This is a genomic window from Mesorhizobium temperatum, assembly GCF_002284575.1.
Lineage (GTDB): Bacteria > Pseudomonadota > Alphaproteobacteria > Rhizobiales > Rhizobiaceae > Mesorhizobium > Mesorhizobium temperatum.
On record NZ_NPKJ01000019.1, the window covers coordinates 352,348 to 365,864 of the forward strand.

Annotated in this window: 13 protein-coding genes; 9 read left to right on the top strand and 4 right to left on the bottom strand. The window is 65.3% G+C overall.

Annotation, left to right across the window (positions count from 1 at the left end; all coding sequences use genetic code 11):
* Nucleotides 1-402 precede the first annotated feature (402 nt).
* Both CIT26_RS05655 and soxR read left to right on the top strand, forming a co-directional pair.
* Complete coding sequence (locus CIT26_RS05655) at nucleotides 403-861, top strand: tRNA (cytidine(34)-2'-O)-methyltransferase (RefSeq protein WP_095491625.1); 459 nt, start codon at nucleotides 403-405, stop codon at nucleotides 859-861.
* 169 nt (nucleotides 862-1,030) lie between these two features.
* The gene (gene soxR / locus CIT26_RS05660; protein ID WP_095491626.1) at nucleotides 1,031-1,474 is read left to right on the top strand and encodes a redox-sensitive transcriptional activator SoxR; all 444 of its coding nucleotides are present in this window, start codon (nucleotides 1,031-1,033) and stop codon (nucleotides 1,472-1,474) included.
* On the opposite strand, the gene CIT26_RS05665 is transcribed toward soxR, so the two are convergent.
* Nucleotides 1,471-1,728: a hypothetical protein gene (locus tag CIT26_RS05665; RefSeq protein WP_006202578.1), complete on the bottom strand. Its 258-nt coding sequence runs from the start codon at nucleotides 1,726-1,728 to the stop codon at nucleotides 1,471-1,473. The genes soxR and CIT26_RS05665 overlap by 4 nt on opposite strands.
* A 107-nt stretch (nucleotides 1,729-1,835) precedes the next feature.
* Between CIT26_RS05665 and hemF the strand changes: the two genes are divergently transcribed.
* The 3 genes from hemF to CIT26_RS05680 all read left to right on the top strand — a co-directional run bounded on the left by hemF (nucleotide 1,836) and on the right by CIT26_RS05680 (nucleotide 3,688).
* On the top strand, nucleotides 1,836-2,750 hold the full coding sequence (hemF, locus tag CIT26_RS05670) for an oxygen-dependent coproporphyrinogen oxidase (protein WP_095491627.1): 915 nt from the start codon (nucleotides 1,836-1,838) through the stop codon (nucleotides 2,748-2,750).
* 247 nt (nucleotides 2,751-2,997) lie between these two features.
* Nucleotides 2,998-3,258: a DUF1344 domain-containing protein gene (locus CIT26_RS05675; protein WP_095491628.1), complete on the top strand. Its 261-nt coding sequence runs from the start codon at nucleotides 2,998-3,000 to the stop codon at nucleotides 3,256-3,258.
* A 244-nt stretch (nucleotides 3,259-3,502) separates the two neighbouring features.
* Nucleotides 3,503-3,688, top strand: coding sequence for a DUF1059 domain-containing protein (locus tag CIT26_RS05680; RefSeq protein WP_095491629.1), 186 nt, complete (start codon nucleotides 3,503-3,505; stop codon nucleotides 3,686-3,688).
* Between the two features lie 151 nt (nucleotides 3,689-3,839).
* On the opposite strand, the gene CIT26_RS05685 is transcribed toward CIT26_RS05680, so the two are convergent.
* From CIT26_RS05685 to CIT26_RS05695, 3 genes are read right to left on the bottom strand one after another with little or no spacing between them, the layout of a single operon-like run.
* Nucleotides 3,840-5,096: a CCA tRNA nucleotidyltransferase gene (locus CIT26_RS05685; RefSeq protein ID WP_095491630.1), complete on the bottom strand. Its 1,257-nt coding sequence runs from the start codon at nucleotides 5,094-5,096 to the stop codon at nucleotides 3,840-3,842.
* Between the two features lie 8 nt (nucleotides 5,097-5,104).
* Nucleotides 5,105-5,737 (bottom strand): CoA pyrophosphatase, encoded by a 633-nt coding sequence (locus CIT26_RS05690; RefSeq protein ID WP_095491675.1) that lies wholly within the window; start codon nucleotides 5,735-5,737, stop codon nucleotides 5,105-5,107.
* Between the two features lie 13 nt (nucleotides 5,738-5,750).
* On the bottom strand, nucleotides 5,751-6,380 hold the full coding sequence (locus CIT26_RS05695; RefSeq protein ID WP_095491631.1) for a DUF1285 domain-containing protein: 630 nt from the start codon (nucleotides 6,378-6,380) through the stop codon (nucleotides 5,751-5,753).
* 146 nt (nucleotides 6,381-6,526) lie between these two features.
* Here CIT26_RS05695 and CIT26_RS05700 point away from each other — a divergent pair, with 146 nt between their 5' ends.
* The 4 genes from CIT26_RS05700 to CIT26_RS05715 are packed head-to-tail and all read left to right on the top strand — an operon-like array spanning nucleotide 6,527 to nucleotide 13,358.
* On the top strand, nucleotides 6,527-7,531 hold the full coding sequence (locus CIT26_RS05700) for an AAA family ATPase (RefSeq protein WP_027151026.1): 1,005 nt from the start codon (nucleotides 6,527-6,529) through the stop codon (nucleotides 7,529-7,531).
* Nucleotides 7,531-8,445, top strand: a complete 915-nt coding sequence (locus CIT26_RS05705) for a DUF58 domain-containing protein (RefSeq protein ID WP_095491632.1) — start codon at nucleotides 7,531-7,533, stop codon at nucleotides 8,443-8,445. Before CIT26_RS05700 ends, CIT26_RS05705 begins: the two co-directional genes overlap by 1 nt.
* Nucleotides 8,442-11,267 (top strand): DUF4159 domain-containing protein, encoded by a 2,826-nt coding sequence (locus tag CIT26_RS05710; RefSeq protein WP_095491633.1) that lies wholly within the window; start codon nucleotides 8,442-8,444, stop codon nucleotides 11,265-11,267. The genes CIT26_RS05705 and CIT26_RS05710 overlap by 4 nt, the downstream gene beginning before the upstream one ends.
* A 3-nt stretch (nucleotides 11,268-11,270) precedes the next feature.
* Nucleotides 11,271-13,358 carry a hypothetical protein gene (locus CIT26_RS05715; protein ID WP_095491634.1) on the top strand — a complete coding sequence of 696 codons (2,088 nt, stop codon included), beginning with the start codon at nucleotides 11,271-11,273 and terminating at the stop codon, nucleotides 13,356-13,358.
* The last annotated feature ends 159 nt before the right edge of the window (nucleotides 13,359-13,517 follow it).

Consider the following 13,517-nt stretch of genomic DNA (forward strand, 5'->3'; position numbering starts at 1 on the left):
GTGAAAATACGGAAAAAAGTCAGGCCTGTTCGCGGGCGAATGGCCGGCGAAAGGCGGGGATTGAACAGAGGCGTGTTCAGGTGGGGCGTTCAGCCCCTTCGACAGCTTGAAAAACATCGCAGGATTCCTTCGAAGGCCGAAAAAGGGTTTCGGCTAAGAATCGGTGCGATCGAAGTCTAAAAAGTCAGGAGAATCGTCGTACCGAAACCGCCGGCAGGCTGGTAAGCCCACAAGAGGGGCGCTGGATGTACATGATCATCATGAATTACCCCTCCATCGGTTCGGGTTGACAATGCCCGGCGTATAGCCGACTTCGCAGAAAATGACCACCCGCCAGTCCAGCAATTTCCAAAACCGCGAACCTGCTGTGGCCGATCTGCCACTTATTAGCAGGATGCGGAAATGAACAACCGTCTCCGCATCGCGCTCTACCAGCCGGATATCGCCGGCAACACCGGGACAATCCTACGCTTCGCGGCTTGCCTCGGTCTCGGCGTCGACATCATCGAACCGGCCGGCTTCCCGCTCTCCGACCGTGCGCTGAAACGGGCCGGCATGGATTATCTCGAAATGGCGGCGCTGACCCGGCATGTCGACTGGCACGCCTTCGAGAACTGGCGCAGAGGCGAAGCGCGGCGGCTGGTGCTGCTGTCGACCAGAGCCGCGACCGCCTACACCGATTTCGCCTTCGCCGATGCCGACATTCTTTTGTTCGGCCGCGAATCCGCAGGCGTGCCGGATCCTGTCCACGAGGCGGCGGATGCGCGACTGATCATCCCGATGCAGCTGGGCGCGCGCAGCATCAACGTCGCGCTTTCCGTCGCCATGGTGGCCGGCGAGGCGATCCGGCAGCTCGGATAGCATTCGCAGACCCTCAGTGGGCGCAGCGAACACGGCCGCTTTCTGGCCGACGACCGCACCCTCTCTAGTCATTCTCACCCAGGCGCACATCGCCTTCTCCTGCGGTTTGCATATCAAGGGTTTCTTCGTCACAAGCTCAACTTAACTTGAGGTCAAGCGGAAAATTCGAATGGCGGTGACGGAACTGACGGTCGGCCAGGTGGCCACGCGGAGCGGCGTGGCGGTATCGGCGCTGCATTTCTACGAGGCGCGCGGACTGATCCGCAGCCACCGCACATCAGGCAACCAGCGGCGCTACGGCCGCGACGTGCTGCGACGTGTGGCGATCATCAGGATCGCGCAGGAGGTCGGCATCTCGCTGGCCGAGATCGGTGCTGCGCTTGAATCGCTGCCTGAAGGCCGCACGCCGACGCGCGAGGACTGGAACCTGCTTTCAACGGCCTGGCGCGACCAGCTCGATCGCAAGATTGCCCAGCTGAAGAAGCTGCGCGACGGGCTGACCGACTGCATCGGCTGCGGCTGCATGTCGATCGACAAATGCCCGCTGCGGAACAAGGAAGACCGATTGAGCGCCCAAGGCCCGGGCGCAAGGCGGTTGTTGGTCGCTCGCTAATCCGCAGCCGGCAGCCGCCTGATGGTGAATTCGATGACGTCGCCCGGCCGCTCGAACCAGCTTTCGATTTCGGTCCAGTAGGCCTGCTTGGGAAAGCGCTCGAACCACTCCTTCGCCTTGAGCCGCGCATCGGAACGCGGCAGGACGAAGGTCTCGCGCAGGAATCCGTCGCGCGGCATACGCTCGCGCTCGGCGCGCGAACGGTCGAGCCTCTTCTTCAGGCCATCCAGCGGCGGTCTTGCCGGGGTGCGCACGAAAGAACTCCATTCACACTTGACCCTTGCACCTAAGAGATTAGGGATCGCGGCCGGAAAAGACGAGTCATTTGTCGGGGTACGCGCCCCACAACCGGAGATAGCATTTGCAACGACCCGAAATACCGGCGGGGCTGCCAGCCGACATCGAACAGAAGAAGAGGAAGGCGCGGCTGTGGTTCGAGACGTTGCGCGAGCGCATCTGCGCCGCCTTCGAGCAGATCGAACAGGATCTGCAGGGGCCGCAGGCCTCATGGTCGCCCGGCCGCTTCGAAAAGACGCCGTGGGAGCGCGACGCCGGCAAGGGCGGCGGCGGCACCATGTCGATGATGCGTGGCCGCGTCTTCGAGAAGGTCGGCGTCCACACCTCCACCGTCTATGGCGAGTTTTCGCCGGAGTTCAGGAAGCAGATGCCGGGCGCCGAGGAAGACCCGCGCTTCTGGGCGAGCGGCATTTCGCTGATCGCCCATCCGTGGAACCCCAACGTGCCGGCCGTGCACATGAACACGCGCATGGTCGTCACCTCGAGCCAGTGGTTCGGCGGCGGCGCCGACCTGACGCCGGTGCTCGACCGTCGCCGCACCCAGGACGACCCGGACACGGTTGCCTTCCACCGGGCCATGCAATTCGCCTGCGAGAAGCACGCTGGCGTCGCCGACCACGCGAAATTCAAGGCCTGGTGCGACGAGTATTTCTATCTGCCGCACCGCGACGAACCGCGCGGCACCGGCGGCATCTTCTTCGATTGGCTGCATTCGGGTGAGGACAAAGGCGGCTGGAACGCCGATTTCAACTTCGTCCAGGATGTCGGGCGATCTTTTCTCGTCGTCTACGGACATCTGGTGCGGGCCAATTTCAACGACAACTGGACCGACGGCGACCGTGAAGAACAGCTCATTCGCCGCGGCCGCTATGTCGAATTCAACTTGCTTCACGATCGCGGCACCATCTTCGGACTGAAGACCGGCGGCAACGTCGCCTCGATCCTGTCCAGCCTGCCGCCGGAAGTGAAATGGCCGTAAAATCTGGGTGAGTCGGACGTGAGGCGCAATGAGGTCTAAATCGTTTGATTTTGGCGTCGAATGTGGCGCGCAGAATATCTTTTTCGTCTAATATCCACTTGAAAAAACAGGACTATTTTTCGTTCCGGGCCGGGAAACGCCGGCGGTTCATCCTCCCTAGAACCGCGACCCGACGCGACCGGACGGCCCATCATTGAGTGGGGCACCTTCCCCAAAATGGTGCCCTCATTTTCCAGGAGAGCATGCCATGCGCACGCTTATTATGTCGGTTGCGGCTGCTGCCGTTCTTGCCTCTGGTGGCGCTGCCTTCGCAGCGGTCAAGCACACCACGGGCACGGTCAAGACCTATGATGGAACGGCCATGAGCCTTGTTCTGGATAACGGATCTACCTTTACGCTGCCCAAGGCCTTCAAGAATCCTGGCCTGAAGGCCGGCGAAAAGGTCCGCGTTTCGTGGGACATGAGCGGCAAGCACAAAATTGCCGAGGCAGTCAGGATCATGAAGTGATCGCCTGCTCGCTGGGGCAAGACGAGGTCTTGCCTCCGGGGTAGCGTAAGAGGGCGGAGCAGCGCTGCTCCGCCTTTTTCGGTCTCTGCAGCAACCAAAACCATTCGATCGTGTTATGCTGGCTCGGCCAGCGCATGACCCGAAACCGAACCGGTTTCCGACAGAGATCATGCGTCGATCAAAGGTGCTGGAGCTCCGTGTCAGAGCAGATGCGACGCTCCGAGGAGGAAAAGGGAGAAATCCGATGAAAGAATTCCACTGCGGCTCGCTCGTTCCGGGTTGTGACTGGCATACGCGCGCCGAAGAGGAAGCCGAGATCATGCGTCGTGCGGTCGAGCACATGCGTGAGACGCATGGCGAGACGATCATCCGCGAGACGATGATCGAAGCCATCCGTTCGCGCATCGAAAAGCCCCGCGACGCGGCCTGATTTACCTAAGAGACTGTTTCGAAATTCGCTCTGGCGAGTCATATGGTGGTGGTTTCGAGAACCGGAGCGCAGCGGACATTTGGGTCCGTGAGCACCGGAAGCGCAGAAAACGCCATCAGATGGCCGCCAGAGCAGAGTTTCCAAACGGTCTCTAACTTTCGAGTGCTTCTGCGGCGCGCTCGAGGAGCGCGCCGCGATCCAGCGCAAAGCCGGACTCGACCCATTCGTTTTCGAGGTTCTTCAAGGTTGCGCCGAGTTTCGGTCCGGGCGACGCGCCAAGCGTCGTCAGATCGGCGCCCTTGAGCGGAAAGTCGGGCTTTTTCCACTTTCCGGTGAAGGCCAGCAGGCGCGAGAAGCCGCCGGCTTCGAGCAGCGCGTCATTGTCCTCGACGGCGCGGGCTCGAGCGGAAGCGAGCGACAGCCGCAAGCGATCGACAACGCCCTGATGATCGCCACGATAGAGCCGTTTTGCGAGTTCGGCTTCGGTCGTCTTCGGCTCGGCAGGCGCTGTCAGCGCCCACTGCCTCAGACGGCCGGCATCGCTGACGGAGAATCTCAGCCGCTCAGCGAGCGTCTTCATCCGTGCGGCGTCCGGCGGCACGATCGCTTCCAGCCTGAGCAGCGGGTCCGGCGTCCAGCCCAGATCCTTCTCGGCCCTGGTCAGCGCATGGATCGCATCGATGCCCCATTTCTCGCTCTCCGGCAGAACGCTGGTGAGCACGCTGGCCTGGCGCATCCACAGCAAGGCGCGCGATGGATCGGGGGCCGACAGCAACTTCTTCAGCTCGGACCAGACGCGCTCGACCGAGAGTTGGCCGAGCCCCTCCTTGAGCCGGGCGCAAGCCTTCAGCCCTTCGGCATCCGGCCGGCCGTCGCCATACCAGGCGAAGAAGCGGAAAAAGCGCAGGATGCGTAGATAATCCTCGCGGATGCGCGCTTCCGGATCGCCGATGAAGCGCAGCCGGCGCGCCTCGATGTCGGCGACGCCGCCGACAAGGTCGACGATCGTCCCGTCGGCCTCGGCATAGAGAGCGTTGATGGTGAAATCGCGCCGTTCCGCGTCGGCCTTCCAGTCGCGCCCGAACGACACCTTGGCCCGCCGTCCGTCGGTCTCGATGTCGGCGCGCAGCGTGGTTACCTCGAACGGCTTCCCGCCGGCGACAATCGTGATGGTGCCGTGCTCGATGCCGGTCGGCACAGCCTTGAAGCCCGCCGCCTCGGCGCGGCGGATGGTTTCATCAGGCACGGTCGTGGTGGCGATATCGACGTCGGCGACCGGCTGGCCGATGAGCGCATTGCGCACCGCACCGCCGGCGACACGCGCCTCCTCGCCGCCATCCGCCAGCGCCGCCAGCAGGCGCTGCAGGTGCCGTTCGCCGAGCCACTCGGCTTTGCCCGCGAGCGACATCCGGCCGCTCACGTATAGAGCCTTTCATAGAGCGTCCGGATGATCCCGGCGGTGACGCCCCAGATGCGTTGTCCGTCGTAGGGCATCTCGTAGAAGACCCATTCGAGGTCGTTCCACATGCGACTGTCGCGGCCGTGGTTGGCCGGGTCCATCAGGAAGCGCAGCGGCACTTCGAAGGCGGCGTCGACCTCCTCAGAATTCAGCGTCAGCGAAAAACCCGGCCGCACTATTCCCAGCACCGGGGCGATCCGGTAGCCGCTGCCGGAGACATAATCGGGCATGCGGCCGATGATCTCTACCCGGTCCCGGCCGAGCCCGATCTCCTCGAATGTCTCGCGCAATGCCGCCGCCTCCGGGCTCGGGTCGGTAGGATCGATCGTGCCGCCCGGGAAGGCCACCTGCCCCGAATGGTTGCGCAGGTTTTCCGCCCGTTTGGTGAGCAGAACCGTGGCATCGTATCCGTGATCGACCACCGGGATCAGCACGGCGGCATCGCGCAATGCCTTTGCGAGCTTTAAACGCGGATGGCCGGGGTTGAAGCGATGGTCGCCATAATCGTCGGCGGCATGCGCCAGCGGCTGTGCCGCGACGCGGGCGCGAAAATCCTCTGCGGAAAACGGCGTCGGCGTCACCTTGTCCATCATACGCTGTCCATCATGGGCTCAGCCGCTGCAGTTTTTCGGCCGGCATGATCGGATAGACCGCGCCCCTCGAACGGACGGCAAACATCCTTCTGCCGCCGACCTCGATCTCTTCGCCATGATCGACCAGTTCGTACATGACCGGCCGCGCCACCAGCGCTTCCAGCCGTCCGCGCACCAGCACATAGGGTTTCAGGCCACCGGTCGCCTCCTCGTCGACGAAGCGCAGCGGATGCTCCGGCCCGGCCTCGACCACATCGCCGACATTGGTGCGAAAGGTGATGACTTGGCCATAGCCGGTGCCGCAAACATCCATCTCGACGGCAATGAAAGGCGCATCGACGACGCGGATGCCGACCCTTTCCACCGGCGTCACCAGGTAGGTCTTGCCGTCTTCGTCCTTGCGCAGCACGGAGGAAAACAGCTGCACCAGCGGCATGCGGCCGATCGGCGTGCCCTGATAGAACCAGGTGCCGTCCTGTCTGATCTCCATGTCGAGATCGCCGCAAAAAGCCGGGTTCCAGCGCTCCACCGGCGCCGGCCCCTTGCCCGCGCGGGCGGCACGCGAGATCAGCGCCTCGAGTCCGCGCGCCCCGGTCGCGGTCGTCAAACTTTCATCACGATCTTCGGCGCGTTCTGTCATGGTCACGAAATAGTCACTGTTGTTCCGCTTGTCAGCCTAAGTCTGTGATTTAAGTTCAAAGACAGGCACCACGCGAGGCCGAATCGCGGCACTCTGTGGCGTCTAAGGTGCAAGCCGGTATTTCCAACGAGAAGGATCGATGCTGCATGAGCGTGATGATCAAGGAAAGCCCGATCAGCGAAAAGGACATGATCGCCCAGGCCGAGACGGCGCTGGCCGACATTTCCAGGGTTCGCGAGGGCGTCGGCCGCGTCATCTTCGGCCAGGAAAGCGTCGTCGAACGCACGCTGGTGGCGCTGCTGGCCGGCGGCCATGCGCTGCTGGTCGGCGTGCCCGGCCTTGCCAAGACCAAGCTGGTCGAGACGCTGGGCATCGTGCTCGGCCTCGATTCCCGCCGCATCCAGTTCACGCCCGACCTGATGCCGTCCGATATTCTCGGCTCCGAGGTGATGGAGCAGGACGAATTCGGCAAGCGCTCCTTCCGCTTCATCTCCGGGCCGATCTTCGCGCAGCTGCTGATGGCCGATGAGATCAACCGCGCCTCGCCGCGCACCCAGTCGGCGCTGCTGCAGTCGATGCAGGAATACCACGTCACCATTGCCGGTGTCCGCCACGACCTGCCGGCGCCCTTCCACGTGCTGGCGACGCAGAACCCGCTGGAGCAGGAAGGCACCTATCCGCTGCCCGAGGCGCAGCTCGACCGCTTCCTGATGCAGGTCGACATCCTCTATCCGGAAATCGAGGCGGAGCGTCGCATCCTTCTGGAGACCACCGGCATCGAGGACGCCAAGGCGCAGAACGTGCTGCAGCCGGCGCGGCTGAAGGAGATCCAGACCCTCATTCGCCGCATGCCGGTGCCGGAAAGCGTCGTCGAGGCGATCCTCCAGCTGGTACGCTCGGCGCGACCCGGCCAGGGCAATGCCGAGACCGACAAGCACGTCGCCTGGGGCCCCGGCCCGCGCGCCAGCCAGTCGCTGACACTGTGCGCCCGCGCCCGCGCCCTCTATGATGGACGGCTGGCGCCGTCGATAGACGATATCAGAGCGCTGGCCGAGCCGGTGCTGCAGCACCGCATGGCGCTGACCTTCGCCGCCCGTGCCGAGGGCACGACCGTACGCGACGTGGTGGCGAAACTGGCAAAAGGCATCTGATGGCGCGTATAGGCGAGGCCCAGGCACCGGCGGCGACGCGTGACGCGCTCGCCCGCGGCCGGTTGCGGGCGTCGCTGGTGCCGGACCTGCTGGTCGAGGCGCGCCGCATCGTCAACACGGTGATCGCCGGCTGGCACGGCCGCCGCAAGCGCGGCATCGGCGAGAATTTCTGGCAGTTCCGGCCCTATGTCGAAGGCGATTCCTCGCGTATCGACTGGCGGCGCTCGGCCCGCGACGACCACATCTATGTGCGCGACCGCGAATGGGAGGCTGCCCATACGGTGTGGCTGTGGGCCGATCCCTCGCCGTCCATGCTCTACAAATCGACCGGAGCCACCGTCTCGAAGGAATCCCGCGCGCTGGTGCTGGCGTTGGCCATGGCCGAGCTTCTGTCGCGCAGCGGCGAGCGCATCGCCTGGCCCGGGCTGACCGATCCGTTCACCGCCCGCAACGGCGCCGAGCGCATCGCGGCACAACTCACCCATGCCGGCGAATTGCCGGTGAAGCCCGACCTGTCCGCCATTCGCCGCTTCTGCGACATCGTCATCGTCAGCGACTTCCTCGACCCGGTCGAGGACACCATCGCCTGGCTCGACGTGCTCGCCCGCCACGGCGTGCGTGCCCATTTGATCGAGGTCGCCGACCCGGCCGAGGAGAGATTCCCCTATGCCGGCCGCACCGAATTCACCGATCCCGAGACCGGCGACAAGCTGACCGCCGGCCGTGCCGAAACGCTCGGCGATGAATACCGACTGCTTTACATCGCCCGCCGTCAGGAACTGACCGACTGGTGCAAGCGGCTCGGCTGGAGCTTCACCGTCAACCACACCGACCGCCTTGCCTCCGATGCGCTGGTGCGAGTCCACATGGCGATGACCGTCGATGGCAGCTCAGCCGGGAGGATCCGCACATGAGCTGGCTGCCGCTATCCTTCGGGGCACCGATGGTGCTGTGGGGCCTTCTGGCGCTGCCGGTGATCTGGTGGCTTTTGCGGTTCACCCCGCCCAAGCCGCAGACCGAGGTCTTCCCGCCGCTGAAGATCCTGGCCCGCGTGCTGAAGCGCGAGGAGACGCCGCAACAGAGCCCGTGGTGGCTGACGCTGCTCAGGCTGCTGATGGCGGCCCTTATCGTTGCGGCGCTTGCCGAACCTGTCTTCAACCCGCGTGAAAGACTGCCGGCCGAGGGCGCCGCTCTTGCGCTGGTCATCGACAATGACTGGGCAAGTGCCGCCGACTGGGGCCAGCGCGTCGCCACTGCCGAACGGCTGATCACCGATGCCAGCTCCAACGACGTGCCCGTCATCATCGCCTTCACCGCCGAGAAGCCGAACGCCGAGATCGGCCCCTTCGACGCCGCCACCGCGCTCGACCGGCTGCGCGCGGCAAAGCCGCGGCCGATCCCGACCGACCGCCCTGCCGTCTACACCCGCGTCGCGGCAACCCTGGAGACCTTGCCGGGCGCCAGCGTTGCCGTGCTCGCCGACGGTCTGGCGGCGGAAGGCGACGAGGCCGCCTTCAACACGCTTTTGTCGAAGAACGCCGCCCGTGTCGTCTGGGCCGCCTCCGACCGGCCTGGCTTGATCGGCCTGACCGGCGCCGACAACCAGGTCGACGGCTTCGAGCTGACCGCCATCCGCGCGCCGGGCGATCCGGCGCCGGCTCAGGTGACCGCCGGCGCCTTCGACGACAAGGGCCGCCGCATCGCCGACGCCACGCTGACCTTCTCACCGGGCGAATCCACCGCCACCGGCACGATGGCGGTGCCGTTCGAACTGCGCAACGACTTCGCCTCGATCGCGCTCGACGGCCAGCGGCAGGCCGGCGCCGTCCGCGTGCTCGACGAGAATTCCAAGCGCCGCCGTGTCGGGCTGCTGTCGCAGGCCGAGGCCGACCAGGCGCAGCCGCTTTTGTCGCCACTGTACTATATCCGCCGCGCGCTGCAGCCCTTCGCCGATCTGACTGAGCCGTCGAGCGCCGACCTTGCCGACGCCATCCCGCAGCTCCTCGACCAGAAGCCGGCGATGATCGTCATGGCCGATGTCGGCACCATTCCGGAGCAGGTGCGGCAAAGGTTGGTCGACTGGGTCGACAATGGCGGCACGCTGGTGCGGTTCGCCGGCTCGCGGCTGGTCGCCGCCGGCAATGACGACGACCTGCTGCCGGTCAGGCTGCGCACCGGCGAGCGCTCGCTCGGCGGCGCGCTGTCGTGGACGACGCCGCAGCCGGTCACCGATTTTCCGAAGACCGGTCCCTTCGCCGACCTCGCTCCGCCCGCCGAGGTCACCGTCACCAGGCAGGTGCTGGCCGAGCCGACGCCCGATATCGTCGAGCGCACCTGGGCGACGCTTGCCGACGGCACGCCGCTGGTGACCGGGATGAAGAAGGGAAAGGGCACGCTCGTCCTGTTCCATGTCACGCCGGAGGCGACCTGGTCGAACCTGCCGATCTCCGGCAGCTTCGTCGAGATGCTGCGGCGCATCGTGCAATTGTCGCGCAACCAGGGTGCGGCGGTTGCCAATGCCGAGGCCGCCGCCACCTCGCTGGCGCCCTACCGCATGATATCAGCCGACGGCACGCTGGTGCCGCCGACGCCGGATGCACGGCCGCTGGTGCCGGGTGCCGGCCGGCTGCCGGTGACGTTCGAGAATCCGCCCGGCCTGTACGGCTCCGAAACCGGCGTCCTCGCCCACAATCTGCTCAATGCCGAAAGCAGCTTCGCACCGCTGGTCCGTCCTCAGATCACCGTGCCGGTCACCACCATCCAGTACGCCTTCGACGAATCGCACAATTTGAAGGGGCCGCTGGTGGCGGCAGCTCTCTTGCTGATGGTGCTCGACACGCTGGCCGTGTTCTGGATGGGCGGCTTGTTCTCGCGCCGGCCGCGCCGCGCCGGCACGGCTGCTGCGACCACCGCCGCCCTGCTGATTGCGCTCGGCGCCCTGGTCGGCCACACCGACATCGCCCGCGCCGACGATGCCAAACCTGGCGACGAACGGGCGATCGAGGACATTTCCAAGACCCGGATCGCCTATGTGCAGACCGGCGAACGGAGCGTCGATTCGATCAGCCAAGCCGGGCTGGAGGGCCTGACCCGCTTCCTGATCGAAAAAACCGCGCTCGAGCCGGGGGCGCCGGCCAGCGTCGATATCTCGAAGGACCAGCTGTCATTCTATCCCCTGATCTACTGGCCGATCGACCCTGCTGCACCGATGCCGAGCCAGGCCGCGATCGCCCGCGTCGATGCTTATATGCAGCAGGGCGGCACGGTGCTGTTCGACACGCGCGACCAGTTCGCCACCGGCATCGGCGCGGATTCGGCCAGCCCGGCGACGGAGCGGCTGCGCGACATCCTTGGCAACCTCAACGTGCCGGCGCTGGAGCCGGTGCCGTCGGACCATGTGCTGACCAAATCCTTCTACATCCTGCCTGAGTTTCCCGGACGCTTCGCCGGCGGCCCGCTCTGGGTCGCGGCGTCGCTCGAAGCCAGCAACACCGAGAACCGCCCGGTACGCACCGGCGACGGCGTCTCGCCGATCATGATCACCGCCAATGATTTCGCCGGCGCCTGGGCGGTCGACGAGAATGGCGATCCGCTTTTGCCGACCGTGCCGTCGGACCCGATGCAGCGCATTTATGCGCTGCGCGCAGGCGTCAACATCATGATGTACATGCTGACCGGCAACTACAAATCCGATCAGGTGCATGTGCCGGTGCTGCTCGAACGGCTGGGGCAGTAAGCCATGAACTTGTCGCTCGCCTTCGAACCGCTCGTCTCCTGGCCGCTGCTTGGCCTGGTGCTGGCGCCGCTGTTGCTGCTGGCATTGGTCGGTCTGTGGTTTCGCCAGCGCGGCGCGATCTTCCGATTTGCCGCCCTGCTGGCGCTGGCTGCGGCCCTGCTCAACCCGGTGTTGCTCGACGAAGAGCGCGAGGCGCTGAAAAGCGTCGTCGCCGTCGTCGTCGACCGCAGCCAGAGCCAGGACATTGGCGAGCGCACCAAGCAGACAGACGAGGCGCTGGCCGGGCTTCAGCAGCGTCTTGGCCGCTTCAAGCAGTTCGACGTCCGCGTCGTCGAGGCCGGCAAGTCGGAAGCCGCCGAGGAGCGCACCGAAACGCGGCTTTTCGGCGCGCTTGAAAGCGCTTTCCGCGACGTGCCGCCTTCGCGCATCGGCGGCGCCATCATGATCACCGATGGCGAGGTGCACGACGCCCCCGGCGGCACACCCGACTTCAATGCCCCGCTGCACGCGCTGATCACCGGCAACGACCAGGAAAAGGATCGCCGCATCCGTTTCGAGAATGCGCCGCGCTTCGGTCTGGTCGGCAAGCCGCTCGAAATGACCTATCGTGTCATCGGCACCAACAACGAGGCCGGCTCGGTCGATGTGCGTGTCTCGGTCAATGGCGAGCAGGTTTCGGTCGAGCGCGCCACCATCGGCCAGGCCATGCCGCTGCAAGTGACCATTCCCGGCGCCGGCCGCAACATCGTCGAACTCGCCATCGACCCCGAGCCCGACGAACTCACCGACACCAACAACCGCGCCATCGCGCTGATCGACGGCATCCGCGAGAATTTGCGCGTGCTGTTGGTTTCCGGTGAGCCGCATGCCGGTGAGCGCACCTGGCGCAACCTTCTGAAATCCGACGCCTCGGTCGATCTGGTCCACTTCACCATTCTGCGGCCGCCGGAAAAGCAGGACGGTACGCCGATCAACGAACTGTCGCTGATCGCCTTCCCGACGCGCGAGTTGTTCGTCGAGAAGATCAAGGATTTCGACCTGATCATCTTCGACCGCTATCAGCATCGCGACGTGCTGCCGATCCTCTACTACGACTACATCGCCGAATATGTCGAAAAGGGCGGCGCGCTGCTGATCGCGGCAGGGCCCGAATATGCCGGCGAAAGCTCCATCGCCCGCACGCCTTTGATGTCGGCGCTGCCGGCGATGCCGACCGGCGAAGTCGTCGACAAGGCCTTCTATCCGCGCCTCACCGAGCTCGGCCAGCGCCATCCGGTGACGCGCGGGCTCGACGGCTCCGCTACCGAGCCGCCGCACTGGAGCCGCTGGTTCCGCACCATCGGCGTCGAGAACCCCGAGGGTGAGGCGGTGATGAAGGGCGCCGACAACCGTCCCCTGCTCCTGCTCGACCGCAAGGGCGAAGGCCGCGTCGGCATGTTTCTGTCCGACCAGGGCTGGTTGTGGGCGCGTGGCTTCGAGGGCGGCGGCCCGCATGTCCAGCTCTATCGCCGCATCGCCCACTGGCTGATGAAGGAGCCCGAACTCGAGGAGGAGCGGCTGACCGCCGACGGCCGCGGCATGATGCTGGAAATCCGCCGCCAGACGATGAGCGACGATCCCGGCCCGGCGCAGATCATCACCCCGTCCGGCAAGGCGATGACCGTCAAGCTAGAGAGAGCCGAACCCGGCGTCTTCCTGGGCAGCATCGAAACCAGCGAGATCGGCCTCTATCAGGTCGGCAATGGCGACCTGAAGGCGCTTGCCCATGTCGGCCCGGTCAATGCGCCGGAATTCACCGACGTCGTTTCCACCGAGAACCGGCTGAAAGCGCCGGCCGAGGCCACCGGCGGCAGCGTGCGCCGGCTGGCACAATCGTCGACCCTTGGCAACCTCACCGGCGGCGTGACGCTGCCATCGGTCGTCCCGGTCCGCTCCACGGGCGCGGCGGCCGGCAACGACTGGATCGGCCTGCGCACCACCGACGACAGCGTGCTGAAGGCCGTCTCGCGCGTGCCGTTGTTCGGCGGGTTCCTCGGCCTCGGCCTGCTGCTTCTGGCATTGGGCTCGATGTGGTACCGCGAGGGGCGGTAGCAAAGCGCCTTCCCTTCTCCCACAAGGGGCTAGCGTGCGCACACATTTGCGTCTTGGGGATGTCAAGCGGGAAGGGTCCGGCGGCTGCGAAAGGGGCTTGAAGGGTTGGAATCGTATGTGATTCTGTAGCTGCCATTGTTGATTCTGGAGATTTCGACG

Excerpts from the sequence above, each read along its gene's own strand:
- CIT26_RS05655 (WP_095491625.1), top strand. The coding sequence starts at position 403 with ATGAACAACCGTCTCCGCATCGCGCTCTACCAGCCGGATATCGCCGGC.
- soxR (WP_095491626.1), top strand. The coding sequence starts at position 1,031 with ATGGCGGTGACGGAACTGACGGTCGGCCAGGTGGCCACGCGGAGCGGC.
- CIT26_RS05675 (WP_095491628.1), top strand. The coding sequence starts at position 2,998 with ATGCGCACGCTTATTATGTCGGTTGCGGCTGCTGCCGTTCTTGCCTCT.
- CIT26_RS05680 (WP_095491629.1), top strand. The coding sequence starts at position 3,503 with ATGAAAGAATTCCACTGCGGCTCGCTCGTTCCGGGTTGTGACTGGCAT.
- CIT26_RS05685 (WP_095491630.1), bottom strand. The coding sequence starts at position 5,096 with ATGTCGCTCGCGGGCAAAGCCGAGTGGCTCGGCGAACGGCACCTGCAG.
- CIT26_RS05690 (WP_095491675.1), bottom strand. The coding sequence starts at position 5,737 with ATGGACAAGGTGACGCCGACGCCGTTTTCCGCAGAGGATTTTCGCGCC.
- CIT26_RS05695 (WP_095491631.1), bottom strand. The coding sequence starts at position 6,380 with ATGACAGAACGCGCCGAAGATCGTGATGAAAGTTTGACGACCGCGACC.
- CIT26_RS05700 (WP_027151026.1), top strand. The coding sequence starts at position 6,527 with ATGAGCGTGATGATCAAGGAAAGCCCGATCAGCGAAAAGGACATGATC.
- CIT26_RS05705 (WP_095491632.1), top strand. The coding sequence starts at position 7,531 with ATGGCGCGTATAGGCGAGGCCCAGGCACCGGCGGCGACGCGTGACGCG.
- CIT26_RS05710 (WP_095491633.1), top strand. The coding sequence starts at position 8,442 with ATGAGCTGGCTGCCGCTATCCTTCGGGGCACCGATGGTGCTGTGGGGC.
- CIT26_RS05715 (WP_095491634.1), top strand. The coding sequence starts at position 11,271 with ATGAACTTGTCGCTCGCCTTCGAACCGCTCGTCTCCTGGCCGCTGCTT.